Annotated in this window: 23 protein-coding genes and 2 pseudogenes; 9 read left to right on the top strand and 16 right to left on the bottom strand. The window is 60.5% G+C overall.

Annotation, left to right across the window (positions count from 1 at the left end):
• A complete protein-coding gene (locus BMZ57_RS14320; RefSeq protein ID WP_010210799.1) occupies nt 1-1302 on the top strand; it encodes an ATP-binding protein in 1302 nt (433 codons plus the stop codon).
• On the opposite strand, the gene BMZ57_RS14315 is transcribed toward BMZ57_RS14320, so the two are convergent.
• Nucleotides 1303-1971 carry an anti-sigma factor gene (locus BMZ57_RS14315; protein WP_010210798.1) on the bottom strand — a complete coding sequence of 223 codons (669 nt, stop codon included), beginning with the start codon at nt 1969-1971 and terminating at the stop codon, nt 1303-1305.
• Complete coding sequence (locus tag BMZ57_RS14310) at nt 1968-2483, bottom strand: sigma-70 family RNA polymerase sigma factor (protein WP_010210797.1); 516 nt, start codon at nt 2481-2483, stop codon at nt 1968-1970. Before BMZ57_RS14310 ends, BMZ57_RS14315 begins: the two co-directional genes overlap by 4 nt.
• A 43-nt stretch (nt 2484-2526) precedes the next feature.
• Here BMZ57_RS14310 and BMZ57_RS30145 point away from each other — a divergent pair.
• Nucleotides 2527-2613, top strand: a pseudogene (locus BMZ57_RS30145) (outer membrane lipoprotein carrier protein LolA); the annotation flags it as partial.
• Nucleotides 2614-2653: 40 nt separating this feature from the next.
• Here the strand turns inward: BMZ57_RS30145 and BMZ57_RS14305 are convergent.
• Nucleotides 2654-3175, bottom strand: coding sequence for a DUF3455 domain-containing protein (locus BMZ57_RS14305; protein WP_010210793.1), 522 nt, complete (start codon nt 3173-3175; stop codon nt 2654-2656).
• A gap of 138 nt (nt 3176-3313) precedes the next feature.
• Between BMZ57_RS14305 and BMZ57_RS14300 the strand changes: the two genes are divergently transcribed.
• The gene (locus BMZ57_RS14300; RefSeq protein WP_021491778.1) at nt 3314-4084 is read left to right on the top strand and encodes a class I SAM-dependent methyltransferase; all 771 of its coding nucleotides are present in this window, start codon (nt 3314-3316) and stop codon (nt 4082-4084) included.
• Between the two features lie 91 nt (nt 4085-4175).
• On the top strand, nt 4176-4961 hold the full coding sequence (locus tag BMZ57_RS14295; protein ID WP_010210788.1) for a sulfite exporter TauE/SafE family protein: 786 nt from the start codon (nt 4176-4178) through the stop codon (nt 4959-4961).
• Nucleotides 4962-5150: 189 nt separating this feature from the next.
• Here the strand turns inward: BMZ57_RS14295 and BMZ57_RS14290 are convergent, their stop codons facing one another.
• A complete protein-coding gene (locus BMZ57_RS14290) occupies nt 5151-6389 on the bottom strand; it encodes an acyl-CoA dehydrogenase family protein (protein WP_010210787.1) in 1239 nt (412 codons plus the stop codon).
• Nucleotides 6390-6642: 253 nt separating this feature from the next.
• Between BMZ57_RS14290 and sfnG the strand changes: the two genes are divergently transcribed.
• Entirely contained in the window at nt 6643-7728 is a 1086-nt protein-coding gene (sfnG, locus tag BMZ57_RS14285) for a dimethylsulfone monooxygenase SfnG (protein WP_021491776.1), read from the top strand.
• On the opposite strand, the gene BMZ57_RS14280 is transcribed toward sfnG, so the two are convergent.
• Nucleotides 7712-8812, bottom strand: coding sequence for a GNAT family N-acetyltransferase/peptidase C39 family protein (locus tag BMZ57_RS14280; protein ID WP_044287057.1), 1101 nt, complete (start codon nt 8810-8812; stop codon nt 7712-7714). The two genes, sfnG and BMZ57_RS14280, sit on opposite strands and share 17 nt — an antisense overlap.
• A 94-nt stretch (nt 8813-8906) precedes the next feature.
• Here BMZ57_RS14280 and BMZ57_RS14275 point away from each other — a divergent pair, with 94 nt between their 5' ends.
• Together BMZ57_RS14275 and BMZ57_RS14270 are read left to right on the top strand one after the other, a co-directional pair.
• Entirely contained in the window at nt 8907-10493 is a 1587-nt protein-coding gene (locus BMZ57_RS14275) for a RimK family ATP-grasp domain-containing protein (protein ID WP_042571568.1), read from the top strand.
• A gap of 7 nt (nt 10494-10500) precedes the next feature.
• Nucleotides 10501-11439, top strand: a complete 939-nt coding sequence (locus tag BMZ57_RS14270) for a magnesium transporter CorA family protein (protein ID WP_010210779.1) — start codon at nt 10501-10503, stop codon at nt 11437-11439.
• Between the two features lie 548 nt (nt 11440-11987).
• On the opposite strand, the gene map is transcribed toward BMZ57_RS14270, so the two are convergent.
• Nucleotides 11988-12737 (bottom strand): type I methionyl aminopeptidase, encoded by a 750-nt coding sequence (gene map / locus BMZ57_RS14265; RefSeq protein WP_010210778.1) that lies wholly within the window; start codon nt 12735-12737, stop codon nt 11988-11990.
• Nucleotides 12737-12937 carry a ParD-like family protein gene (locus tag BMZ57_RS14260; protein ID WP_010210776.1) on the bottom strand — a complete coding sequence of 67 codons (201 nt, stop codon included), beginning with the start codon at nt 12935-12937 and terminating at the stop codon, nt 12737-12739. Before BMZ57_RS14260 ends, map begins: the two co-directional genes overlap by 1 nt.
• 273 nt (nt 12938-13210) lie before the next feature.
• Here BMZ57_RS14260 and ilvA point away from each other — a divergent pair, with 273 nt between their 5' ends.
• Both ilvA and BMZ57_RS14250 read left to right on the top strand, forming a co-directional pair.
• Nucleotides 13211-14233 (top strand): threonine ammonia-lyase, biosynthetic, encoded by a 1023-nt coding sequence (gene ilvA / locus BMZ57_RS14255; protein ID WP_010210775.1) that lies wholly within the window; start codon nt 13211-13213, stop codon nt 14231-14233.
• Between the two features lie 234 nt (nt 14234-14467).
• Entirely contained in the window at nt 14468-14737 is a 270-nt protein-coding gene (locus tag BMZ57_RS14250) for a DUF1652 domain-containing protein (protein WP_010210773.1), read from the top strand.
• Between the two features lie 107 nt (nt 14738-14844).
• Here the strand turns inward: BMZ57_RS14250 and BMZ57_RS14245 are convergent, their stop codons facing one another.
• The 9 genes and pseudogenes from BMZ57_RS14245 to BMZ57_RS14205 all read right to left on the bottom strand — a co-directional run bounded on the left by BMZ57_RS14245 (nt 14845) and on the right by BMZ57_RS14205 (nt 24098).
• Nucleotides 14845-15114: a DUF2790 domain-containing protein gene (locus BMZ57_RS14245; protein WP_010210772.1), complete on the bottom strand. Its 270-nt coding sequence runs from the start codon at nt 15112-15114 to the stop codon at nt 14845-14847.
• A 169-nt stretch (nt 15115-15283) separates the two neighbouring features.
• Nucleotides 15284-15520 (bottom strand): annotated as a pseudogene (locus BMZ57_RS14240) (hypothetical protein); the annotation flags it as partial.
• A gap of 143 nt (nt 15521-15663) precedes the next feature.
• Complete coding sequence (locus BMZ57_RS14235; RefSeq protein ID WP_069672650.1) at nt 15664-16602, bottom strand: carbohydrate kinase family protein; 939 nt, start codon at nt 16600-16602, stop codon at nt 15664-15666.
• Between the two features lie 12 nt (nt 16603-16614).
• Entirely contained in the window at nt 16615-18096 is a 1482-nt protein-coding gene (gene xylB, locus BMZ57_RS14230) for a xylulokinase (protein WP_045792220.1), read from the bottom strand.
• 141 nt (nt 18097-18237) lie between these two features.
• Complete coding sequence (locus BMZ57_RS14225) at nt 18238-19719, bottom strand: mannitol dehydrogenase family protein (RefSeq protein WP_069672649.1); 1482 nt, start codon at nt 19717-19719, stop codon at nt 18238-18240.
• A gap of 18 nt (nt 19720-19737) precedes the next feature.
• A complete protein-coding gene (locus BMZ57_RS14220; protein WP_010210760.1) occupies nt 19738-20841 on the bottom strand; it encodes an ABC transporter ATP-binding protein in 1104 nt (367 codons plus the stop codon).
• A 22-nt stretch (nt 20842-20863) separates the two neighbouring features.
• On the bottom strand, nt 20864-21694 hold the full coding sequence (locus tag BMZ57_RS14215) for a carbohydrate ABC transporter permease (protein WP_069672648.1): 831 nt from the start codon (nt 21692-21694) through the stop codon (nt 20864-20866).
• 10 nt (nt 21695-21704) lie between these two features.
• Complete coding sequence (locus tag BMZ57_RS14210) at nt 21705-22598, bottom strand: carbohydrate ABC transporter permease (protein ID WP_029529156.1); 894 nt, start codon at nt 22596-22598, stop codon at nt 21705-21707.
• Between the two features lie 177 nt (nt 22599-22775).
• The gene (locus tag BMZ57_RS14205; protein WP_044287060.1) at nt 22776-24098 is read right to left on the bottom strand and encodes an ABC transporter substrate-binding protein; all 1323 of its coding nucleotides are present in this window, start codon (nt 24096-24098) and stop codon (nt 22776-22778) included.
• Nucleotides 24099-24167: the final 69 nt, after the last annotated feature.

The following is a 24167-nucleotide window of genomic DNA, read 5'->3' as shown; positions in this document are numbered from 1 at the left end:
ATGTTCCGTGTATTGCTGCGCCTCTACCTGATCACCATCGTCACCTACAGCCTGGCGATCTACTTGATCCCGTCGCTGGTGATCCAGCTGTTCGAACACCGCTACATGAACTACAACATCGAGCAGACCCGCGGCCAGCAGAAGCTGATCGTCAAGCAATACCTGCGGGCGCCGGTGGAGCGCTGGTCCCAGGTCACCGAGCAACTCGGTCGTGATTTCGCGCCGCTGAAAGTGCAGTTGTTGCTGCGCCAGGACGCCAGCTACACCCCGGCCGAAGAGACGCTGCTGGAACGCGGCAAGTCGGTGGTCCGGCTGGGGGAATGGGGTTGGATGGAGGAAATCAGCTCGCCGATCAATGAGCAGTTCGTGGTCAAGCTGACTGTACCGCCCGATCCGATGGACATGAATGTGCTGTACTGGGCGATCAACGTGCTGATCGTCGCTGCACTGCTGGCCTGCCTGCTGGTGTGGTTGCGCCCGCACTGGCGCGATCTGGAACGCCTGAAAAGCACCGCCGCGCAATTGGGCCAAGGCAACCTGGCCGAGCGCACGGGTATTCCGGCCAGTTCCAGCATCGGCAGCCTGGCCTCGGTGTTCGACACCATGGCCGACGACATCGAGCACCTGCTCAACCAGCAGCGCGACCTGCTCAACGCGGTCTCCCATGAGCTGCGCACGCCGCTCACGCGCCTGGATTTCGGCCTGGCCCTGGCGCTTTCCGAGGACTTGCCCGAGGCCAGCCGCGAACGCCTGCAAAGCCTGGTGGCGCATATCCGCGAACTGGATGAGTTGGTACTGGAGTTGTTGTCCTACAGCCGCCTGCAAAACCCGGCGCAGCTGCCGGAGCGGGTCGAGGTGGTGCTCGATGAGTTCATCGACAGCGTGCTGGGCAGCGTCGATGACGAACTGGAAAACCCCGAGATCGTCATCGACGTCGCGCTCGACTGCGCCGTAGAGCGCTTCAGCCTCGATCCGCGCCTCACTGCTCGTGCCTTGCAGAACCTGCTGCGCAATGCCACGCGTTACTGCGACAAGCGCATCCAGGTTGGGGTGAAGGTGTGTGCCAAGGGCTGTGAAATCTGGGTGGACGACGACGGTATCGGCATCCCCGTGGACCAGCGCGAGCGCATCTTCGAGCCGTTCTACCGGCTCGACCGCAGCCGCGACCGCGCTACCGGCGGGTTTGGCCTGGGCCTGGCCATCAGCCGGCGCGCCCTGGAAGCCCAGGGCGGCACCTTGACGGCATTGGCTTCACCGCTGGGCGGTGCGCGGTTTCGCGTGTGGTTGCCCACCGTCGCCTGATCAGAGCACTTTGACCGCGCGGCCGATCGCCTGGATCGGCCCAGTGGGTTTGCCGGTCGGCGAACCGCGCGGGTCTTCCAGGGTCAGTTCGAACAATTGGTTCTGAGTCAGCGGTGGCAGCTTGTCCAATGGCACCGACAGCGTCTGCCCCGGCGTGACCAGGCCCAAGGATACCGGTCCCTGCCAGCCGTCGCCCTTGGTCCAGAACTGCAGGGCCTTGTCGGCCGGCACTTCCATGACGCCCAACGGGATCAACTGAATCTGCTGATCATTGCTGGCCTGGATCACCCAGCCCGGTGCCTGGCTTTGAGGCGCCACCAGCACCACCACGAAGCTTGGGGCGGCAGTGGGCGGGCGGGTCAGCAGCAACCCGGCCAGCACCAGCGTGGTCAACAGCCCAGCACCGGCCAGGCCGCGCCACACTGCCAGCAGGTCCCACCAGCGTGTACCGGCACTGGCAATATTGCGTTCGATACGCCGCCACAGCTCAGAGGAGGGCGGCACGGGCTCCGCCAAGGCCGTCAGCGGCAACAGGCGTTGCTCCCAGGCGTCCACTGCAGCGCGTAGTTCGGAATCGTGTTTGAGGCGTTGTTCGACTTCAGCGCGCTGTTCGCCGGGCAGGGTGCCCAGCACGTATTCGCTGGCCAGTTCGTCCAGTGGGTTGCTCATGCCATGCACTCCCGCAGCGCGGCGAGGCTACGTTTGATCCAGGCCTTGACGGTCCCCAGCGGGGTGTCGAGTTTCTGGGCGATTTCGCTGTGGGAATAACCGTCGACATAGGCATGCAGGATGCACGTGCGACGGACCGGGTCGAGTTGCTCAAGGCAGGTGTGCACTTGCCCTGAGCGTGCAGTGAATTCAAACGTGTCGGTTGCAGCGACCTGTTCGTGTTCATCGCTCAACGGGACTTCGCGGTATTGGTTTCGTACGAAGTTGAGCGCCAGGTGCCGGGTCACACTGAACACCCAGCCACGGGCCGAGCCGCGACTGGGGTCAAAACTGCCGGCACCGCGCCAGATCTTGATAAACGCATCGTGCACGATATCTTCGGCCAAGGATCTGTTCCTGGCGATGCGCATCGCTACGCCGAGCAGATGGCTGCTTTCCTGCTCGTAGAGTTGGCGCAAGGCGCGTTGATCGCCACGGGCGCAGGCCTGCAGACAGGCTTCGTAATCAAACACGTATCACCGTCCCCTCAATTGCTGAACCCCTGTAGGAGCGAGATTGCTCGCGAAAAACGTTAACGAAAACGTGGGCATTCAGGCTGTCCGTGGCGCTCTCAGGTTCTTCGCGAGCAAGCTCGCTCCTACAAGGTATGTAGGCAGTTTCGGGGCAGCGTAGCTCAGTTTGCTCAGTTGGCCGCCCAGAAGATGTAATCGGCCTGGTATTTCACCACTTCCTGCTTGCCTTTGTTGGCTGCCGTGCACTCTGTGTTCGGTGCCACGCCGCCCTTGAGGGCCACGCGCTGGATGTAACTCACGCCGCTCATCACGCCTTTGCCTTCAGCGGGGTTGGCCTTGACCAATTGATACGGCAAGTTGCCCGCGCCCGATGGCGCCACGGCCAATTGGGTGCCGGTGATTGTCGAACCGTCCTTGGCCTGCCAGGTGGCCGGTGGGCCAAAGTAGGTGCCGACTTGCTTGCCGCTGCGGTCATTCAACACCGCTTTTGGCCCGACAAACGTCCACTCGGTCTGGCCGGCGGCGTTGGCCTTGTCGCGGCACTCGTAGGTGATTTCGCCGACGCCGGTGGTTTCCAGCGCCACCTTGTGGCCGTCCGGCACCTTGATGCTGTCAGGCAAGCCGGTCTGGGCGAATGCGGCCGGCGCGGCGGCCAGCAGTGTAGTGAGGCAGAACAGTGCTTTAGCGTTCATGGGTACTTCTCCATTTCAGTAAAACAGCGGGGTTTCTGAAAGGACTACCCATGGCGCGTACGATTGGATGCAGCGATTAGAAAATAAAGGTGAGAGGGCGCACACTGTGCCCCCGCTTTACCCGAGGAGAGATTGGCAATGACTGGTGTACACACGTCTGCTCAACAAGGTTTCTCTACCCAGGCCGTCACCTACGCCCAAGGCCGGCCGGACTACCCCAGGCAACTCACGGGCTGGCTCGCCGACACACTGCGCATCGATGCACAATCGAGCGTGATCGACCTGGGCGCCGGCACTGGCAAATTCACCCGCCTGCTCAGCACCCTGGCACCGACATTGACCGCCGTCGAGCCGGTCGCGGCCATGGGCGCGCAGTTGACCAAACTGTTGCCGGATGTGCGCCTGGTCAATGGCACTGCTGAGTCTATCCCACTGCCCTCTGCCAGCGCCGACGCAGTGGTGTGTGCCCAGGCGTTCCACTGGTTTTCCACTGAAGCCGCGCTCGCAGAAATCCATCGCGTACTCAAACCTGACGGTCGGCTTGGCCTGGTGTGGAATGTCCGCGATGAGTCGGTGGATTGGGTCGCCGCCATCACCGAGATTATCACCCCGTACGAGGGTGATACGCCGCGCTTTCATACGGGGCGTTGGCGTGAGGCCTTCACCGGCGAGTATTTTTCCGACCCCGAAGTAACCTGTTTTCCCTACAGTCATGTCGGCAGCCCTCAGGAAGTGATCATGGACCGCTTCCTTTCCGTGAGCTTTATTGCCGCGCTGCCGGATGCACCCAAGGCGGTAGTGACTGCGCAATTGCAGGCCTTGATTGATACGCATCCGGCGTTGAAGGGGCGCGACACGGTGGCCTTTCCGTATCAGACCCAGGCTTATGTCTGTCACCGTCTGAGCTAAAAGGCATAAAGTCAGATCACATTGATATAAGTCGTTATAAGAAAAATCGCTATCCTGCGGCCAGAAATTTATAAGGCCGCAGGTAGCTGTGATGGATGTGGGTAATTTTGGTTTTGTAATTGCTGGCCTGATCGTTGGTTTTATCGTGGGCATGACCGGTGTGGGTGGGGGCTCGTTGATGACCCCGATCCTGCTGTGGTTCGGCATCAACCCGGCCACCGCCGTGGGCACTGACCTGCTGTATGCCGCCATCACCAAGTCGGGTGGGGTGTTGGTGCACAGCAAGAACAAGAATATCGATTGGGCCATCACCGGCTGGCTGACCCTGGGTAGCGTGCCGGCGGTGTTGTTGACGCTGTGGTTCCTGGCCAGTCTGCATACCGACCCCAGTGTGATGAATGCGGTGATCAAGCAGGCGCTCGGTGTAGTGTTGCTACTGACGGCCTTGGCGATTCTGTTCAAGAAAAGTCTGTTGGCGTTTGCCCAGCGGCATGCGGGTGATAGCTATCACATGAGCCCGCGGAACCTGAATGCGCTGACAGTGGTGACTGGCGCGGTCCTCGGAACCATGGTGGCGCTGACGTCCATCGGTGCTGGTGCGCTGGGAACGGTGGCGTTGTTTATTCTGTATCCGTTCCTGGCTACGCGGCGATTGGTGGGGACTGAAATCGCGCATGCTGTGCCGCTGACCCTGGTGGCGGGGTTGGGGCATGCCAGCATGGGGAATATGGACTGGCATTTGTTGGGGTTTTTGTTGATGGGGTCGTTGCCGGGAATCTATGTCGGCAGCCATATGACGGGCAAGCTTCCGGATGGGGTGTTGCGGCCTTGTTTGGCGGTTATGTTGATGGCGATTGGTTACAAGCTCGCGTTCTGATGTTGGCTGGGACGGCCTTAAAGCCGTCCGGTATTCAACGCCGAACTCGGTCAACATGTGGGAGCTGGCTTGCCTGCGATGGCATCACCTCGGTGTAACTGATATACCGAGTTGCCTGCATTGCTGGCAAGCCCTCCAAATCAATGTTGGATTACGGGCACACCGAGCTTAAGCGATGTGCCGAGTGACTCAGCCCCGGCCCGGCCCATTCCCAATCTGCCAGACAAACGGCGGCTCAACCCCATTAACCACCCAATCCCCCACAATCCGCGCCTTATAGATCACCGGATTATGCGACGACACCGTCCGCGCATTCCGCCAATGCCGGTCCAGCGCCTTACCCTGACGCACATCCGACGCCCCCAGGGCATTGAACAACTCACTGGTGGCACGCTGAATCAACCCCGACACCACCACCTGCGCCGTGGCCGACTCAATCTCGGCCGCTACATTGGCTTCACGCTCAACAATATCATCCCTCCCAAACCGCGCCAGGTACGCCCGTTGCGCCGGCAACGTGGCTTTCAACGCGCTTGCCTCGGCGGCATAAACCAGCGCCGCCACTTCGCCCACTACCTGTTGAACCTGCGCGTCCTGGCTGACATGGGCCGCATTGCCATGGCTGTAGATGCGCTTACGGCTGCGCACCTGGTGTGCCACGTCGCGCAGCGCCGCGCGGCCAATACCCGCCAGGCTGGCGAGCAGCACCAACTGATAGAACGCCGTCTGGTATTTGAACCGCGTAGCAAAGTCGATAACGTTGTCCGCCTCCACCACCGCATCGGTAAAGCGCGACGTGCCGCTGCCCGTGGTGCGCTGGCCAAAGCCGTCCCAATCATCACTGTGCACCACCCCAGGCTGGCGGGCGCGGGTGGCGGCAATCACATCGGCGCCGGTGTCGCTGCGTTGGGCATACACGTCGATCCAGTCGGCGAAGATGCTGCCGGTGCTGTAGAACTTTTCTCCATTGAGCTTCCAATGGTCACCGTCGGGGCTGACCTGGGTGACCACATCGCCAATGGCCACGTTGCCGATTTCGGTCCAGGCGCAGCCGACGATATCGCCCTCTACGAAGCGCTTGAACCACAGGTCGCGACCGGCACTGGGCGGTGCATTCAGGCGGTCTTCGGCAAAGGCAAAGTGCCCGCGCAGGGCCTGGGGCACGTTGGAGTCGGCTTCGGCCAGTTCGATCAGCAGTTCGAACAACTGCGGCAGGGAAGCGCCCCCACCGCCGTACTCCACCGGCACGCGCACCGCGCCAAAGCCGGCGGCTTTCAGCCACTGGATCGGCTCGTGGGGCAGGGTGCGGCGCTGTTCGCGCTCTAGGGCGCCCTCGGCGATGCGCTGAAAAATCGGGCGGAAGCGTGCCGCCAGAGTCGGGTAGTCGACGCCGGTAGACAGCGGGTTGATGACGTGTTGTTCGGTCATGGGCAAGGTTCCTGGGCAGTGATCGGTACAGGGGGATTGCACAGTCCGTGCCGGGTGCCAGCGCCCGTATTTGCGGGGTAGACCCTTCGGCCACTGTTGCCCTGGCAACAGCTGATCGACAAACCAGCACACTCTGCGACATCGTCGCCGACACCTCGAAGTCGGCCCAGAGCCCCTGGCATGGGCGTTTCACCGGCCTGGCACGCTTGCTGCTCAAGCCCCGGGTACATCCCTTTGTGCGAGGTACCGTTCGATGAGTCAGCAAGCCGTGAAATTTGCCTATTGGGTGCCCAACGTCAGCGGTGGGCTGGTGGTCAGCAAGATCGAGCAACGCACTCACTGGGGCATTGATTACAACCGCAAACTGGCGCAGCTTGCAGAAGCCGCCGGTTTCGAGTACGGCCTCACCCAGATCCGTTTCACCGCCGGCTACGGCGCCGAAAACCAGCATGAGTCCGTAGCGTTCAGCCATGCGCTGCTGGCGGCGACCACCACGCTCAAGGTGATCGCCGCCATCCTGCCCGGTCCGTGGCAACCGGCGCTGGCGGCCAAGCAACTGGCGACCATCGACCAGCTCACCAACGGCCGTATCGCGGTGAATATCGTCAGCGGCTGGTTCAAGGGCGAGTTCCAGGCCATCGGCGAACATTGGCTGGAGCACGACGAGCGCTATCGTCGTTCCGAAGAGTTCATCCGTGCCCTCAAAGGCATCTGGACCCAGGACGACTTCACCTTCAAGGGCGACTTCTACCGTTTCAACGAGTACACCCTCAAGCCCAAGCCACTGGGCCAGCCGGAAGTGTTCCAGGGCGGCAGCTCGCGGGCGGCGCGGGACATGGCCGCACGGGTGTCGGACTGGTACTTCACCAACGGCAACACCCCAGAAGGCATCAAGGCTCAAGTCGACGACATTCGAGCCAAGGCGGCGGCGAATAACCATTCGGTCAAGGTCGGCGTCAACGCGTTCGTGATTGCCCGCGACACCGAGGAAGAAGCCCGTGCCGTGTTGGCGGAGATCATCGACAAGGCCGATCCGGAGGCCGTGAATGCCTTTGGTGATGCAGCCAAGCAGGCCGGCAAGGCTTCACCGGAAGGTGAGGGCAACTGGGCTAAGTCCAGCTTCGAAGACCTGGTGCAGTACAACGATGGCTTCAAGACCAACCTGATCGGCACGCCGCAGCAGGTCGCCGAGCGCATCATCGCGCTCAAGGCGGTGGGGGTGGACCTGGTGCTCGCCGGTTTCCTGCACTTCCAGGAAGAAGTCGAGTACTTCGGCAAGCGCGTGTTGCCGCTGGTGCGTGAGCTGGAGGCCAAGGCTGCGATCAAGAACGTGGCGTGAAGACCACCACCGCCGCGCGCAATTTGTTATTGCCGAACCGGCACATGCGTTCGAACTCCCCATGGCTGACCGGCAAGTGCTGGCAGTCCAGGGGCTGACGGTGCTGGCTGTGGTCAACGTCCGGGTCGTGAAGGTAGACGAAGTCATCGTCGCAGTCGGTGACTATTACCCAGTGCGGTGACTTGGATCGGGTGAGGCGGTAGCTGCTGATCAGCACCAGCGGCTGGCCGCCGTCGCGTAATACCTGGGGCAAGTCCAGCGCGCCGCCGAACACTTGCTCGACGTCACTACTCGCTAATTCCTCTTCGAAAGCCTCATGCACCAGGCGCATGACGTCCTTTTTATGCGCATCACGCACGCCATCCAAAAACAGCGGCCCGCGCACATTCACCTGCATGCGCACCGCAAAGCCCCGGCGCCAGGCGGCCAGGGCCAACCCTTGGGGGCTGCATCCGCCGTGGCCGGCGGTCATGAACACGGTGGTCGCTTCGCGCCAGATCTGCAGCTCTTCGCGTCGTTGTGCCACGCGTTTCGGCACCAGCGCGCCCATAGCCATCAGCAGGCAGGCAGCGCCACAGGTGAAGTCAGTGGTCTGCTGGTAATACGGCACGCTTTGCGGGCGCGCATCCTGATGCTGGACGATGCGTTTCTCCAGGCGCAGGGCAGCGGTGTGGTCTTCGTAGTAATCGTTGATCAGGGCAAAACGCCGGTAGCCATTGCGTTCATACAGGGCGAGGGCGCCGGGGTTGTCGGTGCGCACCTCCAGGCGCAGGTAGGCGCAGTCGTGTTCCACCGCGATGGTTTCGATACGGGCGAGCAACTGTTTGCCCAACCCCAGGCCGCGCGCGTGCTCGGCAATGGCGATGGAATACAGGCGCGCCAACGAGGTACCGCGGTGGAACAACACCAGCCCATAGCCGAGCAGTTGCCCGTCATTGTCCGCCACCAGCAACTGGCCATGGGCGCGGCTGACCATCCACTGGAAACTGCGCGATGACAGCCGGTCGGTGGTGAAACAGTGCTGTTCCAGTGCCACCAGTTCAGGCACATCGCAGGGGGTTGCAACGCGAAAGCAAAGAGCCATATGACCGCCGTAAAAGTTGCGTAACGAAACGGGACTTCTCTAAAAGATCGTGCTTAATAGAAAAGGTCGAGTTCTCTAAAGCGGATCAAATATTATGTCGGCGGTACAAGGTCATTGGCGTGAAGTATCCGAGCAAACAGTCGCGGCGACAATAACTAATACAGGTTATTTTCCCGTCCCCCTCAAAGGAACCCGTCAAGTAGTGATCATTGTCGAGCGCAAGGAAGATTGGGCCTCCTACTTCCCCAGCGAAGACATCGTCACCGCGCAGGAATACCTGGAGCAGACCCGGGAAAGCGAGACCGGCAAGCGTGTGCAGGTGATCAACCTGTGCCGCGGCTACAAGTACCTGGGGCACGGTTATTACTGCTCGCTGCTCGCCGAAGCCCGTGGGCACAAGGTAATTCCCTCGGTGCGCACCATCAGTGAACTGACCAGGAAGTCGCTGTACGGCCTGGCCCTGGACGACCTGGACAAGACCCTTGATAAAGCCCTGAATCATCACCTCTATAGCAATACCGAAGGCTTTACCCTGACACTTTATTTTGGTCGAACCAATATAGAGCCATTGCAGGATTTGGCCCGTCAATTGTTTGAAGCCTTCCCTTGCCCGATTCTGTTAGTTGATTTCAAAAAGAATAACGGTTGGCACATAGAAGGGGTCAAGTCCGGCGTGTTGCACAAGTTGCGCGATGATCAGGAAGATCAATTTGCCCACGCCCTGGACAACTTCAGCCGCAAGATCTGGCGCCAGCCGCGCTCACGGAGACTGGCGCGTTATGACCTGGCGATCCTGCACGATCCCCAGGAGCAATTGCCGCCGTCGAATGCCAAGGCGCTGGATAATTTCATCCGCGTGGGCAAGGGCCTGGGCATCGATGTCGAGTTGATCGAGCGCAAGGACTACTCGCGCCTGGCTGAATACGATGCCTTGCTGATCCGCGAAACCACCAGCGTCGACAACCACACCTACCGCTTCGCCAAGAAAGCCGAAAGCGAAGGCCTGGTGGTGATGGACGACCCGGCGTCGATATTGCGCTGCACCAACAAGGTCTACCTTACCGACTTGCTCAACAGCCACCAACTGGGCATGCCCGCCACAGAGATTCTGTACAAGGAGCGACCGGAAGACTTCGAACGGGTCGGCGAGCGCCTGGGGTTCCCGCTGGTGTTGAAGATCCCCGACGGCTGCTTCTCGCGAGGCGTGATCAAGGTAGAAAGCCAGGACGCCTTGCTCAAGGCCACCGCCGAGTTGTTCGAGCATTCGGTGCTGTTACTGGCCCAGGAATTCTTCTACACCGAGTACGACTGGCGCATCGGCGTACTCAATCGCAAGCCGATTTTTGCCTGCCAGTACTTTATGTCCAAGGGCCATTGGCAGATCTACAACCACAAGGCCATCGGCCAGGACATCAACGGTGAGTGCCGTACCCTGGCGGTCCACGAAGCGCCCAAAGCGGTGGTGGAACTGGCGGTGAAGACCGCCAACCTGATCGGCGATGGCCTCTACGGCGTCGACCTCAAGCAGTCCGGCGACAAAGTGGTGGTGATCGAAGTCAACGACAACCCCAACCTGGACGCGGGCATTGAGGATGCCTACTTGCAGGACGACCTGTATGGGCTGGTGCTGGAGGAGTTCGTGCGACGTCTGGAGTTGAAACGTCAGGGCCAGGTTTGGTGACCCGGCGATGATTCAGCGTTTTCAACTGGCCGACGGCAAGCTGTACGGTGGGGAAAGTGACGATGCCCCGATCCTGTTGTTCAACAACCCTGACCTGGCCGAGCGCGAGTGGCTGCGCGACCACCATAAGCTCGACGAGCACGCCCTGGCTTCGGCGCTGGACCCCGACGAAGTCTCACGCATCGAGTTTCATCCGGACAATCTGTTCCTGATCTGGAAGCGCCCGGAAAACTACTCCGGCGGCGGCAACCTGGTGTTCGAGGTGTCGTCCTGCGGCCTGCTGTTTTCGCCCAGCCGCCTGCTGGTGATTGCCACCGACGAAACCCCGCTGACCGGTCTCGGCAAGCGCCGCCCACTGCACACACCGCTGGATGTGTTGCTGGACCTTTTGCTCAACAACATCCACCACTATCTGGGCCATCTCAAGGTGATCAAGCTGGTCGCCCGGGAATTGCAGCAGCAGTTCAACGCGTCCATGAGCAACCATCATCTGATGCAGATGTTCAGCCTCAGCGAAAGCCTGATCTATTACATCAACGCGCTGCACAGCAACGGCGCGGTGCTGTCGCGGCTGCGCAACCATGCCGAGAAGGAGCACTTCGACGCGGAAATCCTGGCGCTGATCGATGACCTGATCATTGAGAACCATCAGTGCTACAAACAGGCGGAGATCTATTCCAACGTGTTTTCCGGGCTGATCGATGCGCGCGGCAATCTGATGAACAACAGCATGAACAACCTGTTGCGCAAGCTCACCCTGATCAACGTGGTGTTCCTGCCGCTCAACCTGATTGCGAGCATTGGCGGCATGTCGGAGTTCAGCATGATGACCGCGGGCACGCCCTGGTGGGTGTCGTACCCGTTGTTCCTGCTGGCGATGGGGCTTGGGGCGGGCTTGATGGTGGTGGGGCTGAAGCGGATAGCGGGGGGCGCCAATGTCGTGTGAACATGCCAGCGATGCAAACACCTCTGTACATCAGGCATATCCAGTTGAGGCTATCGCAGGCAAGCCAGCTCCCACATTCGACCGAGATAGAGAGTAGGAAACGGGTCAGTTCTAAGGCCGCCGCGCTTGGCTGAGAGATCAGTCGCCTCTGCTTTTCTGTGGGAGCTGGCTTGCCAGCGATGCAGACACCTCGGTACATCAGGCACATTCAGTCGAGGCCATCGCAGGCAAGCCAGCTCCCACATTCGACCGAGATAGAGAGTAGGAAACGGGTCAGCTCTAAGGCCGCCGCGCTTGGCTGAGAGATCAGTCACCTCCCTGCTTTTCTGTGGGAGCTGGCTCGCCAGCGATGCAGATAACTCGGTACATCAGGCACATTCAGTTGAGGCCATCGCAGGCAAGCCAGCTCTCACATTTGACTGAAATCGAGAGTAAGAAACGGGTCAGCTCTAGCGAAGTGCCGAGGGTTGCGGCGAGAGCATTTTTCTTACTTTTGACTGGGCCGGCATTCCGGCTGTTCGAAAGTGAGCCGCCGTATGGGCAACCGTCTAAGTCTGCAGGGTCAGGACTTCAAAGCCATCCGCGGTCACTGCCACCGTGTGCTCCCACTGCGCCGACAGGCTGTTGTCCTTGGTGACCACCGTCCAGCCATCCTTGAGGCTGCGCACTTTCGAGCTGCCCTGGTTGAGCATCGGCTCCACGGTAAACACCATGCCTTCACGCAGTTCCAGTCCGGTGCCGGGGCGGCCAAAGTGCAGGACCTGTGGTTCTTCATGCATCTGCCGGCCGATGCCGTGGCCGCAATACTCGCGCACCACGCTGTAGCCGTTGGCCTGCGCATGGCTCTGGATGGCATGGCCGATATCACCCAGGCGGGCGCCGGGCTTGACCTGGCGGATACCGGCCCACATCGCTTCGAAGGTCTTCTCGACCAGGCGCTGGGCCTTGGGCGTAACGCTGCCGATCATGTACATCTTGCTGGAGTCGGCAATGAAGCCACCTTTTTCCAGGGTGATGTCGATGTTGATGATGTCGCCGTCCTTGAGGATTGCCTTGGCGCTGGGCATGCCATGGCACACCACCTCGTTGATCGAGGTGTTGATGGAGAAGGGGTAGTCGTACTGGCCCAGGCTGGCAGGGCGCGCCTTGAGGTCGTTGCGGATAAAGGCTTCGACGGCGGCATCCAGTTCCAGGGTAGAGCGGCCGGCGGCGACAAAACCGTCGAGCATGGTGAAGACCTGGGCCAGCAGGCGCCCGGCTTCACGCATCACGGCCAATTGTGCGGCAGTCTTGATCATCAACTGCGCCCTCGGATCAGGTCAGGTTTGTCCAGCAGCAGTTTGTTGATCAGCTCGTTGTAGGGCAGGTGAGGGTTGAGTTCGGCGAGCAGGCCGATCTTGATCCAGAACTCGGCCTGGGCGTTGATGGAGCGGTCCATCGCTGCGCTGGCCAGGCGTAATTGTTCGTGCAGGTGGTCGGTGATCTTGACGATGCCCATGGTCATCACTGTGCAGTGGGAATATACAAAGCGTATACGTTTCGTATATAGAACGTAAACCCCCAGCCGCTAAATGGCGCTTGGCCATTGACTTGATCGCGGGCCGCCGGTTAGTTTCGTCACATGACTTTTCAAGCCTTCCGCAGCCAGCCAAGCATTATTACCGCCATTCCTCATTTGGCGGGATAGCGCACGGCTGTACCCAGACCCGCCCTAGAGGCGGGTTTTGTTTTTCCGTCTCCAGGGTCTTTGACAAAAAGCCAGGAGACATCCATGAGTAGCTGCACCGCGCCTCACACCGCCGACCCGGGACTGCTTGAGCATTACGTGAAGAAGATTCTTGCTGCCCCGGTGTACGACCTGGCGGTGCGTACGCCCTTGCAAGCGGCCCCGGCCTTGTCGGCATTGCTGGGCAACCAGGTGTTGCTCAAGCGCGAAGACTTGCAGCCCACCTTTTCATTCAAGATCCGCGGCGCCTATAACAAGCTGGTGCAGCTCACGCCTGAGCAAAGGGCCCGTGGCGTGGTCACCGCGTCGGCGGGTAACCATGCCCAGGGTGTGGCCCTGGCAGCGCGGGAGTTGGGGATCAAGGCGCGTATCGTGATGCCCGCCAGTACCCCGGAACTCAAGGTGTTGGGCGTACGTTCACGCGGTGCGCAAGCCGTGCTGCACGGCGCGAGTTTTCCTTTTGCCCTGGCCTATGCGCTGCAGTTGGCCGAGTCGTCCGGGTGCACCTTCGTGTCGCCCTTCGACGACCCAGACGTGATCGCCGGCCAAGGCACCGTGGCTATGGAGATCCTGCGCCAACAGCAGGGGCCGCTGGACGCGATCTTCGTGCCGGTGGGCGGTGGTGGCCTGATCGCCGGCGTCGCCGCCTACGTCAAATACCTGCGCCCGGACGTGCGCATCATCGGCGTCGAACCCGAAGGCTCCAGTTGCCTGTTGGCGGCGCTGCGTGCCGGTGAGCGCGTGGTGCTGCCCAGCGTTGACGGGTTTGCCGACGGTACGGCGGTAGCCCAGGTCGGCGCCCACGGGTTCGAGATCTGCCGGGACTGGGTGGATGAAGTCATCACCGTCAGCAATGACGCGTTGTGCAGCGCAATCAAGTTGATCTACGACGACACGCGTTCCATCACCGAGCCTTCCGGGGCGTTGGCGGTGGCGGGCATTCGCCAATACGTCGCCACTCACAACCTGCGCGGGCAGACGCTGGTGGCGATCAATTCCGGAGCGAACATCAACTTCGATAGTTTGCGACATGTTGCCGAAAGGGTCGCTGCGCAAAGTGTCGTTTGACCTTAAGTCCAGGGTTAAACGTTTAATCGTAGCCGTTCGACGACGATCCCATTGACGCTGTTCAACCTCTATAACCAGGCACAGTGCTTATGAGGAAAAGTTACAACGAGCGCTGACTTAGCCGAGTACGCTTGGGTGTTACAAGCGTCTTCCAGGGCCGGCAAGACGCGGCGGGCGAGCGTCCGCCAGATTCATAACAATCTGTTGGCAGTCTCAGAAAAGGAGAGGTTGACCATGCTTTCGGAATTAGAACTTCGCAGCATTATTGAAGGAAGTTTCCTGCCCAGACGGTGCGAATGCACCAAAGCCGAAGATGCCTCGCTGACGATCAAGGTCTACGATGACCGTGACCGCGACCGGGTGGATTTGGAAGTCAAAGGAATCGATGCAGACAAACTCGACAGCAGTCGAGCCATTTGCAACCTGATCACCGGGTTGCGCGAAGACCTCAAGCACACCCACGCACCTACACTGCAACGAGTGGGAGGGCGCGGCTACTATTAGCCGGGGCGAGCTTGCTCGCGAAAATCGGCAACGATAACGCGGGTAGCCTACTACTCAGTGGCGTTTTAAGTGCTTCGTGAGCAAGCTCGGTCCTACGGTGGTTCGCTTCAATTCTGGAAATCGCAGGCATCGGACATCTTCCGATAGCTCACGTCTTCCACCTTGCCTGCCTTGTCCAGAAACTTGATATCGGCCTTGATGACTTTGCATTCGTCGGTCTGGGCTTCGTTCATGGCCAGGACCTTGTCGATGTTCATCGGCAGGCCATAGTGGTAAGGCACGGGTTTCACGGCGGCTGTTTGATCGTCGGCCTGGGCCAGGCCTGACACAGCCGCCAGTGAAAAGGTGGCACCGAGCATCAATGTGCGCAGTTTCATGGTGGTTCTCCGCAAGTGGGTACAGCGTCACTCTCGACTTGCGGGATTAACCATCGATTAATGTTTGCCTGGCTGACAAAACCTTCATCTTCACCAGCTCATGCGCACGCCGGCGGTGCCGCTGACCCCCTCCATCGCGTTGCTGTCCAGGTGGGTGTTGTAGTCTGCCGCCAAGTAGACGCTTACCGTTGATGGTGCCGGTGCCACCTGCAGGCAGCGTCAGGCTGTTATTGCCCAGGAGATCGGTCAGGCCGGCACTGCTGCCGCTGTCGCAGATGAAGGTGTCGTTGCCCGGGCCGGGAGTGAGTGCGCAGGCAGCGTAGGACTGTTGTGGTGTGGTGTACTGCAGTGAGAGAAGGCCGACAGCTAAAACGGCGCGGGTTGATAAGCCGTTGCTTTTTTGCATGGGTCTTTCCTGCATTTGTTGTAATTACTGCTCCTGTTTTGGGTTTAGCACAGTTTTCCCGCTTGGCAATGTGTGTATAAACGCGCGCAGGCCACGGAATACGTGGCCTGCGTGGTGGCACATTGCTCATGTTGCTGCTGGGTTCAACTCACCTGGCGGCGGTAAGGCAGGTCTGGACCGGTCTTGGTGCAGGTCAATGCCGCGGCGCGAATCGCAAAGCCCAGCATGGCGTCGATCTGGTCGCGGCTGAGCTGCTGCAGGCCGTCAATCGAGTCAAATTGTTGCTCGGTCAACCAGGCAATCAACGCGGCCTGGAAGGTATCGCCGGCCCCCACCGTATCAGCCATCACCACCTTGACGGCCGGTTGTGACCAGTGGCCGTGCTGGCGACTGAACACACTGGCGCCATCGCCGCCTTGGGTCAGGAACACCAACTGGCAACGGTGCTGCAGCCAACCCTGCAACACGCTTTCCGGGGACTGTTCGGGGTAGAGCAGGTGCAGGTCTTCGTCGCTGACCTTGATCAGGTCGGCATGCTTGACCAACTCTGCCACGCGGTCGCGCCACAGCTGGATATCCGGCTGCGGGTTGAGGCGCACGTTGGGGTCGAGGCTGATCAGGCGCTTGCCGCTTTCGCGCTTGACCAGGCTCAGCAGGGTGTCGCCGATGGGTTGCACCACCAGGGAGAACGAGCCGATATGCAGGCCGCGAATGTCATCACCCAGCTCAGGCAGATGGGCGACTTCCAGCAGTCGGTCGGAGCAGCCTTCACCACGGAAGTTGTACTGCGGTGAGCCATTGGCGCCCACGGCGACCATCGACAAGGTGGTCGGCGCGGCAAATTCCACCAGGAACTGCTCGCTCACGCCCTCATCCTTGAGCACCTGCAATAAGCGGCGACCAAGGAAGTCAGTGGACAAACCGCCGAACAAGCCCGCCTCGATACCCAGGCGGCGCAAGCCTACCGCGACGTTGAACGGCGAACCGCCGGCAATCGCCTTGTAATTGACCTTGGACGCCTGCCCGCTGGCATCTTCCTCGCTGAAAAAATCAAACAGCGCTTCACCACACACCAGATACATAGTCGTTCGCTCTTAAAGGGTTGCCACAAGCTGCTGGTAGCGCTCGTAGGCTTGTTGATATGCGCTGACACTGGCCGCTACCGGCAGCGTACGGCTGGCCGGGTCGACGCTCACGCACTTGTCGCACAGGCTGGCCAGTGATTCGCCGGACTGGCTCCAGGCCGCCTGAATCGCGGCGCCCAGCGCGGCGGCTTCACTTTGTTCGGTGCAGACCACTTCGGTGTTCATGATATCGGCGACCATCTGCCGCCAGATCGGGCTTTTCGAACCGCCACCGATCAAGCGGATGCTCTGGCTTTGCAACCCTGTCTGACGCAGCAAGTCCAGGCCGTAGCGCAGGCCGAAGGTCGTGCCTTCGACCACCGCGCGACACAGGTTGGCGCGGGTCAGGTTGGTCATGGTCAGGCCGTGCAGGCTGCCGGTGGCGTGGGGCAGGGCGGGCACGCGTTCGCCGTTGAGAAACGGCAGCATGCTGACGCCGTCCGCGCCAATCGGCGCTTGCTCGACCAAGGCATTGAACGCGGTCAGGTCCAGATCGAAGAGTTCGCGGATCACCCCGGTGGCGTTGGTCAGGTTCATGGTGCAGATCAGCGGCAGCCAGCCACCGCTGGATGAGCAGAACGTGGCGACCGACGCCTGCGGGCTTACGCTCGGCTGGTCGGCAAACGCATACACAGTGCCCGATGAACCCAAGCTCATGGTGATCACGCCAGGCGCAATGTTGCCAGTGCCGATGGCGCCCATCATGTTGTCACCACCACCACTGGAAACGATGGCATTGGGGTTGATGCCCAGGCGTTCGGCAATTGCCGGAAGAATCGTGCCGACGCTTTGATCGGCCTCGATCAGTTGCGGCAAGGCGTTTTCAAGGCGCCCACTTGGGTCGATGTGCTTGAGCAGCGCCACATCCCATTCACGGGTGCGCACGTTGAAGTAGCCGGTGCCTGACGCATCGCCGTATTCCGCGACGGCGCGACCGGTGAGCCAGTAATTGAGGTAGTCGTGGGGCAGCAGGATATGCGCGATACGCGCAAAAATGTCCGGGTGCTGTTCGCGGGTCCACAGCAGCTTGGATACTGTGTAGCCCGGGGCAATCGCCACACCGAGGCGTTCCAGAGAGCCGCTTTCGCCGCCCAGGTGCTGCAAGAGTCGCTCGTTTTCCGGCGCAGTCTCGGTATCGCACCACAGCTTGGCCGGGCGCAGTACGCGGCCCTGGTCATCCAGCAGCACCAAACCATGTTGCTGGCCGGAAACGCCGATGCCGAGGATGTCCTGGCCATCCACGCCCGCCTGTTGCAGGGCGCGGTGGGTGGCTTCGGTAAAGGCGTCCAGCCATTCCTGGGTGTGCTGCTCGCGACGGCCATTGGCGCCGCTGATCAGCGTGTGCGCCGCAGCGCCCAGGCCGAGTACCTTGCCGCTGGAGGCGTCGAGGACGATGGCCTTGGTGCCTTGGGTGCCGCAGTCGATGCCGAGAAACAGGTTTTGCTGGGTCATGAGGATTTGCTCAGCAGTATTGTTTTTTTGGAGTGGAAACCCTATCAACGGTGGGAGCTGGCTTGCCTGCGATGGCGGTGGTCCGGTTAGCCATGATGTGACTGATAGATCGTTATCGCAGGCAAGCCAGCTCCCACCTATTTAATTCGGTTTCTTCAGTAGATGTTGCAGTGTTGCGGTGACGCCGTTGTCACGCAAGCTGATAAAGCAGCGCTCGAAAGCTGCCACAAACCCAGGCGAGTTGGGAATAGCCGTACCAAAAATCTCTTCCACCGCCAACAGGCGTTGGCTGATCAGCGCGTCATCACTCACCAGCCCCTGGCAAAACTCAGCCCGCGGATCCGGGATCTTGTAGCTCACCCCGTTTTCATCCACACCTTTCAAATACAACGCCCAGGCCGCCACCACCAGCGCGGCGCGCTCAGTCTCGCGGCCATCGGCGATCAACCGGTTAATGGTCGGTACGGTGAACTTGGGAAACTTCGACGAGCCATCCGAACACACGCGCTCCAACTGATCGGCAATCGCCTGGTTGGAGAAGCGATCCACCAGCGTCTGCTTGTAGTCCGTCAGGTCGATGCCCGGCACCGGTGCCAGGTTCGGCGTGACGTCCAGGTCCATGTAGGCGCGCATGTAGGCGACAAACACCGGATCGTTCATGGTCTCGTGCACAAACCGATAACCCTTGAGAAACCCCAGGTAGGTCAGCGCCAGGTGGCTGCCGTTGAGCAGGCCGATCTTCATTTCTTCATAGGGGGTGACGTCATCGGTGAACTGCACGCCGACCGTTTCCCAGGCCGGGCGACCGTTGACGAACTTGTCCTCCAGCACCCATTGCACAAAGGGTTCGCACACCACCGGCCAGGCATCGTCGATGCCGTGATCATCATGCAATTGCAGGCGGTGCGCGGTGCTGGTCATCGGCGTGATGCGGTCGACCATGGCATTCGGGAAACTCACGTTGGCCTTGATCCAGTCGTGCAGTTCGGCATTGTGCAGGGCGGCGAAGGCCAGCAGCGCCTTGCGCGTCACGGCGCCGTTGTGCGGCAGGTTATCGCAGGACATCACGGTAAATGCCGGAGTGCCGGCGGCGCGGCGTTTGGTCAACGCGGCACAGATAAAGCCGAACACGGTTTTCGGTGCGCTCGGGTGCGCCAAATCATGCTGGATCTGCGGCAGGTGGGCCATGAACTCACCGTTGCTGTCGTCGATGCAGTAGCCGCCTTCGGTGATGGTCAGCGAGACGATACGAATTGCCGGGTCAGCCAGCTTGTCGATCAACGCCTGGGCGCCGTCTTCGGCCAGCAGCATGTCGCTGATCGAGCCGATCACACGCACTTCGGTGTCATCGGTATCGCCCAGTTCATACAGGGTGAACAGGTAGTCCTGGCCGGCCAGGTCGTCGCGGGCCTTGCGGTCTTCGGCCCGCAGGCCGACGCCGCAGATGCTCCAGTCCAGGCCAACGCCGGTGTTCATCAGGGCGTCGGTGTAATACGCCTGATGTGCGCGATGGAAGCCACCGACGCCGATATGGGCGATGCCCTGCGTGGTACTGGCGATCTCATAGGTGGGCAGCTTCACTTGCGGTGCCAACTGGGCGAGGTTCTGTTTATTCAGTTTCATCAGCAAAGTCTCGCGAAATCAGGCGGCAGCGCGCAGTGGGCGGGCCACGGCAACACCGTCGGTGTCGAACAGATGGCAGTGCGCCGGGTCCAGGTGCAGGTGCAGCGTCTCGCCGTACTGGCTGGCCATGTCGCCGCGAATCCGCATGGTCAGCGGTTCGCCATTGGCGGTGATGACATGGCAGAAGGTGTCGCTGCCCAGGCGTTCGCCGACGTCGGCGGTGACGGTCAGGGTGGTTTGGCCCGGGGAGGCAATTTCCAGATGTTCCGGACGAATGCCCAGGGTCACTGCACTGCCCACGCTCAAGGTGGCGCCACTCAGCGGCAGGTTGATCAACGTGCCAGCGTCCAACTGCACTTCGCAGCTTTGGCTTTCAACACGGGTGACTTTGCCCTTGAGGAAACCCATCTTCGGCGTGCCGAGGAAACCCGCCACAAACAGGTTGGCTGGCTGGTGGTACAACTCCAGCGGCGAGCCGACTTGCTCGATACGGCCACTGTTCAGCACCACCACCTTGTCGGCCAGGGTCATGGCTTCAACCTGGTCGTGGGTCACGTAGATCATGGTCGCTTGCAGCTCTTTATGCAGGCGCGCCAGTTCCAGGCGCATCTGTACGCGCAGGGCGGCGTCGAGGTTGGACAGCGGTTCGTCGAACAGGAAGATCTTCGGGTTGCGCACAATCGCGCGACCGATGGCCACACGCTGGCGCTGGCCACCGGACAACTGCTTGGGCTTGCGCTCCAGCAACGGTCCCAGTTCCAGGATGCGTGCCGCCTCGCTGACCTTGCTCTCCACCAGCTTCTTGTCGACACCGGCCAGGTCCAGGGCAAACGACATGTTCTTGCGCACGCTCATGTGCGGGTACAGCGCGTAGGTCTGGAACACCATCGCCAGGTCACGCTTGGCCGGGGTCACTTCGGTGATGTCGCGGCCATCCAGTTCGATGGTGCCTTCGCTGACTTCTTCCAGGCCGGCGATCAGGCGCAGCAGGGTGGATTTACCGCAGCCCGACGGGCCGACGAACACCACGAATTCCTTGTCGTTCACTTCCAGGTCGATGCCTTTGATGATCGAGAAGCCTTCGAAGCCTTTTTGCAGATTCTTGATTTTCAGGTTGGCCATGATGAGCCTCCGCTAGGAATTATTATTTAACGGCGCCAAAGGACAAACCGCGCACCAGCTGTTTCTGGCTGATCCAGCCAAAGATCAGGATCGGTGCGCAGGCCAGGGTCGAGACGGCGGACAATTTGGCCCAGAACAAGCCTTCGGGGCTGGAGTAGGAGGCGATCAATGCGGTCAACGGCGCGGCGCTGGAGGAGGTCAGGTTCAGCGACCAGAACGCCTCGTTCCAGCACAGGATCAGCGACAGCAATACGGTGGACGCCAGGCCGCCTTTGGCAATCGGCAACAGTACGCGGACCATCTCTTGCCACAGGGTCGCGCCATCCAGGCGGGCGGCTTCGAGGATGTCCTTGGGAATGTCCTTGAAGTAGGTGTAAACCATCCACACCACAATCGGCAGGTTGATCAGGGTGTAGATGATGATCAGCGCAATGCGTGTATCCAGCAGGCCAAAGCTCTTGGCCAGCAGGTAGATCGGCATCAGCACGCCCACGGGTGGCAGCATCTTGGTGGACAGCATCCACAGCAACGTGCCTTTGGTGCGCTGGGTCTCGTAGAACGCCATGGAGTAGGCGGCCGGCACCGAGATCAGTAGGCAAAGCGCCGTTGCGCTGAAGGAAATCAGCACCGAGTTCCACGCATAGCTGAAGTAGTTGCTGCGCTCGTTGATGTGCAGGTAATTCTCCAGCGTCGGCGTGAAGATGAACTGCGGCGGCGTGGCGAACGCGTCGATTTCGGTCTTGAAGCTGGTCAGCACCATCCAGAAGACCGGGAAGAAAATCAGGATCGCGATGGCCCAGGCCAGGGTGCCGAGCAACAGGCTTTGCAGGCGGCGGGATTGTTGAAGCGTCATGGCGCGGCCCTCAAGGCTTGTCAGTCAGGTTTTTGCCGATCATCCGCACCAGGATGATCGCCGCGATATTGGCGATGACCACGGCAATCAAGCCGCCGGCCGAAGCCATGCCCACGTCGAACTGCACCAGCGCCTGGTTGTAGATCAGGTAGGCGAGGTTGGTCGAGGCGTAGCCGGGGCCGCCGTTGGTGGTGGTGAAGATTTCAGCGAACACCGAGAGCAGGAAGATCGTCTCGATCATCACCACCACGGCAATCGGGCGGGCCAGGTGCGGCAGGGTCAGGTGCCAGAAGATCGCGATGGCGCCGGCACCGTCCAGGCGCGCGGCTTCCTTTTGTTCCTGGTCGAGGGACTGCATGGCGGTCATCAACAACAGGATCGCGAAGGGGAGCCACTGCCACGACACAATGATGATGATCGACAGCAATGGGTAGTGCGCCAGCCAGTCCACCGGCTCGGCGCCGAAGAACTTCCAGACGGCGGCGAGAATCCCCGAGACCGGGTGGAAAATCAGGTTCTTCCAGATCAACGCACCGACGGTGGGCATGATGAAGAACGGCGAAATCAGCAACACCCGCACCAGGCCGCGGCCGAGGAACTCACTGGCCTCCAGCAGGGCACTGATCAACACGCCGAACACCACGCTGATCAGCAGCACGCTGCCCACCAGCAGTAAGGTATTGGTGGCGCCGGGCAGGAACCCCGAATCGGTGATGAAATAGGTGAAGTTCTCCAGCCCCACGAACTCGTTTTCGCCGGGGTAGAGCAGGTTGTAGCGGATCAACGAAAAGTACAGGGTCATGCCAAGCGGCACGATCATCCACAGCAGCAGCAAGGCCACCGAGGGGCTGACGAGGAACCAGCCGGGGTTGGCCAGGCGGTTTTTGGGTGTGGTTGTATTCATGGTGATCAAAGCCAGTCGATTACATGCAGAACCAGAGTCGGAGCGCGATCAAATGTGGGAGCTGGCTTGCCTGCGATGGCATCATCTCGGTGTAACTGACAGACCGAGTTGTCTGCATCGCAGGCAGGCCAGCTCCCACAAAAGCCCTGCTCCCACATTTATGGTGGTGAGCCTGGACTATTTGGGATAACCCGCCCGCTTCATTTCACGCTCGGTGGTGGTCTGTGCGGCGGTCAATGCTGCATCCACCGTCTGCTGACCGGTCAGTGCGCCCGAGAAGAACTTGCCGACCTGGGTACCAATCGCCTGGAACTCAGGAATGGTCACCAACTGGATACCGATATACGGCACCGGCTTGAGTGTCGGCTTGGTCGGGTCTGCGACTTTCAGCGATTCGAGGGTCACCTTGGCAAACGGCGCGGCCTTCATGTACTCGTCGCTGTAGGTGGATTTGCGCGTGCCTGGCGGTACGTTGGCAATGCCGTCGGTCTTGGCCACCAGCTCGCCATATTCCTTGGAGGTTGCCCAACTGGTGAACACCTTGGCGGCATCCTTGGCCTTGGAGCTGGTCGGAATGGCCAGGCTCCAGGAGTACAGCCACGAAGTGCCTTTGTCGGTCTTCTCGTGGGGGGCAAAGGTAAAGCCGACATGGTCAGCCACTTTGCTTTGGGTCTTGTCGGTGACGAATGAGCCGGCCACGCTGGCATCGACCCAGATCGCGCACTTGCCGCTGTTGAACAGCGCCAGGTTTTCATTGAAACCGTTGCTGGAAGCACCCGGCGGGCCGGATTTCTTCATATTGTCGACGTAGAAGTTCAGCGCGTCTTTCCATTCAGGACCGTTGAATTCCGGTTGCCACTTCTCGTCAAACCAGCGCGCACCGTAGCCGTTGGCCAGGGTGGTGATCAGCGCCATGTTCTCGCCCCAACCGGCTTTGCCGCGCAGGCACAGGCCGTATTGCTCTTTGGTCTTGTCGGTGAGTTTGCTGGCGAATTCGCCGATCTGCGTCCAGGTCGGATGCTCAGGCATGGTCAGCCCGGCGTCCTTGAACAGGTCGGTGCGGTAGTAGGTGATCGAGCTTTCGGCGTAGAACGGCAGGGCATACAGCGAGCCCTTGACGGACAAACCGTCACGCACCGAAGGGAACACATCATCGAGGTCGTAGGACGCCGGCAGATCCTTCATCGGCTCCAGCCAGCCCTTGGCGCCCCAGAGTGCAGCTTCGTACATGCCGATGGTCAACACATCGAACTGCCCGCCCTGGGTGGCGATGTCGGTGGTGAGGCGCTGGCGCAGCACGTTTTCTTCGAGCACCACCCAGTTCAGCTTGATCTCCGGGTGCTCGGCCTCGAAGGTTTTCGAGAGCTTTTGCATGCGGATCATGTCGCTGTTGTTGACGGTGGCAATGGTCAGGGTCTGCGCGCCAAAGCTGACGGCGCTGAGGGTCATGCAGGTCATCATGCAGGTAGAGGCAAGCAGTGCTTTTGCTGTGAACTTCATCGCGCACTCCATTTCCGCGCCCAGGGGGCTACAGAAGGACAGTTATTGTTGTTGTGTCTTCCTACAGGT

Origin of the sequence: Pseudomonas simiae (genome assembly GCF_900111895.1) — a bacterium.
Lineage (GTDB): Bacteria > Pseudomonadota > Gammaproteobacteria > Pseudomonadales > Pseudomonadaceae > Aquipseudomonas > Aquipseudomonas simiae.
The sequence above is the reverse complement of the archived record's forward strand: the minus strand, read 5'-3'. Positions and strand labels throughout refer to the sequence as shown.

Coding starts and splice junctions, on each gene's coding strand:
- BMZ57_RS14320 (WP_010210799.1), top strand. CDS start 1: ATGTTCCGTGTATTGCTGCGCCTCTACCTGATCACCATCGTCACCTAC.
- BMZ57_RS14275 (WP_042571568.1), top strand. CDS start 8,907: ATGTCGGCGGTACAAGGTCATTGGCGTGAAGTATCCGAGCAAACAGTC.
- BMZ57_RS14250 (WP_010210773.1), top strand. CDS start 14,468: ATGCTTTCGGAATTAGAACTTCGCAGCATTATTGAAGGAAGTTTCCTG.
- BMZ57_RS14290 (WP_010210787.1), bottom strand. CDS start 6,389: ATGACCGAACAACACGTCATCAACCCGCTGTCTACCGGCGTCGACTAC.
- BMZ57_RS14295 (WP_010210788.1), top strand. CDS start 4,176: ATGGATGTGGGTAATTTTGGTTTTGTAATTGCTGGCCTGATCGTTGGT.
- BMZ57_RS14210 (WP_029529156.1), bottom strand. CDS start 22,598: ATGAATACAACCACACCCAAAAACCGCCTGGCCAACCCCGGCTGGTTC.
- BMZ57_RS14215 (WP_069672648.1), bottom strand. CDS start 21,694: ATGACGCTTCAACAATCCCGCCGCCTGCAAAGCCTGTTGCTCGGCACC.
- BMZ57_RS14315 (WP_010210798.1), bottom strand. CDS start 1,971: ATGAGCAACCCACTGGACGAACTGGCCAGCGAATACGTGCTGGGCACC.
- BMZ57_RS14225 (WP_069672649.1), bottom strand. CDS start 19,719: ATGAAACTGAATAAACAGAACCTCGCCCAGTTGGCACCGCAAGTGAAG.
- BMZ57_RS14270 (WP_010210779.1), top strand. CDS start 10,501: ATGATTCAGCGTTTTCAACTGGCCGACGGCAAGCTGTACGGTGGGGAA.
- BMZ57_RS14260 (WP_010210776.1), bottom strand. CDS start 12,937: ATGGGCATCGTCAAGATCACCGACCACCTGCACGAACAATTACGCCTG.
- map (WP_010210778.1), bottom strand. CDS start 12,737: ATGATCAAGACTGCCGCACAATTGGCCGTGATGCGTGAAGCCGGGCGC.
- BMZ57_RS14245 (WP_010210772.1), bottom strand. CDS start 15,114: ATGAAACTGCGCACATTGATGCTCGGTGCCACCTTTTCACTGGCGGCT.
- xylB (WP_045792220.1), bottom strand. CDS start 18,096: ATGACCCAGCAAAACCTGTTTCTCGGCATCGACTGCGGCACCCAAGGC.
- BMZ57_RS14205 (WP_044287060.1), bottom strand. CDS start 24,098: ATGAAGTTCACAGCAAAAGCACTGCTTGCCTCTACCTGCATGATGACC.
- sfnG (WP_021491776.1), top strand. CDS start 6,643: ATGAGTCAGCAAGCCGTGAAATTTGCCTATTGGGTGCCCAACGTCAGC.
- BMZ57_RS14220 (WP_010210760.1), bottom strand. CDS start 20,841: ATGGCCAACCTGAAAATCAAGAATCTGCAAAAAGGCTTCGAAGGCTTC.
- BMZ57_RS14300 (WP_021491778.1), top strand. CDS start 3,314: ATGACTGGTGTACACACGTCTGCTCAACAAGGTTTCTCTACCCAGGCC.
- ilvA (WP_010210775.1), top strand. CDS start 13,211: ATGAGTAGCTGCACCGCGCCTCACACCGCCGACCCGGGACTGCTTGAG.
- BMZ57_RS14305 (WP_010210793.1), bottom strand. CDS start 3,175: ATGAACGCTAAAGCACTGTTCTGCCTCACTACACTGCTGGCCGCCGCG.
- BMZ57_RS14235 (WP_069672650.1), bottom strand. CDS start 16,602: ATGTATCTGGTGTGTGGTGAAGCGCTGTTTGATTTTTTCAGCGAGGAA.
- BMZ57_RS14280 (WP_044287057.1), bottom strand. CDS start 8,812: ATGGCTCTTTGCTTTCGCGTTGCAACCCCCTGCGATGTGCCTGAACTG.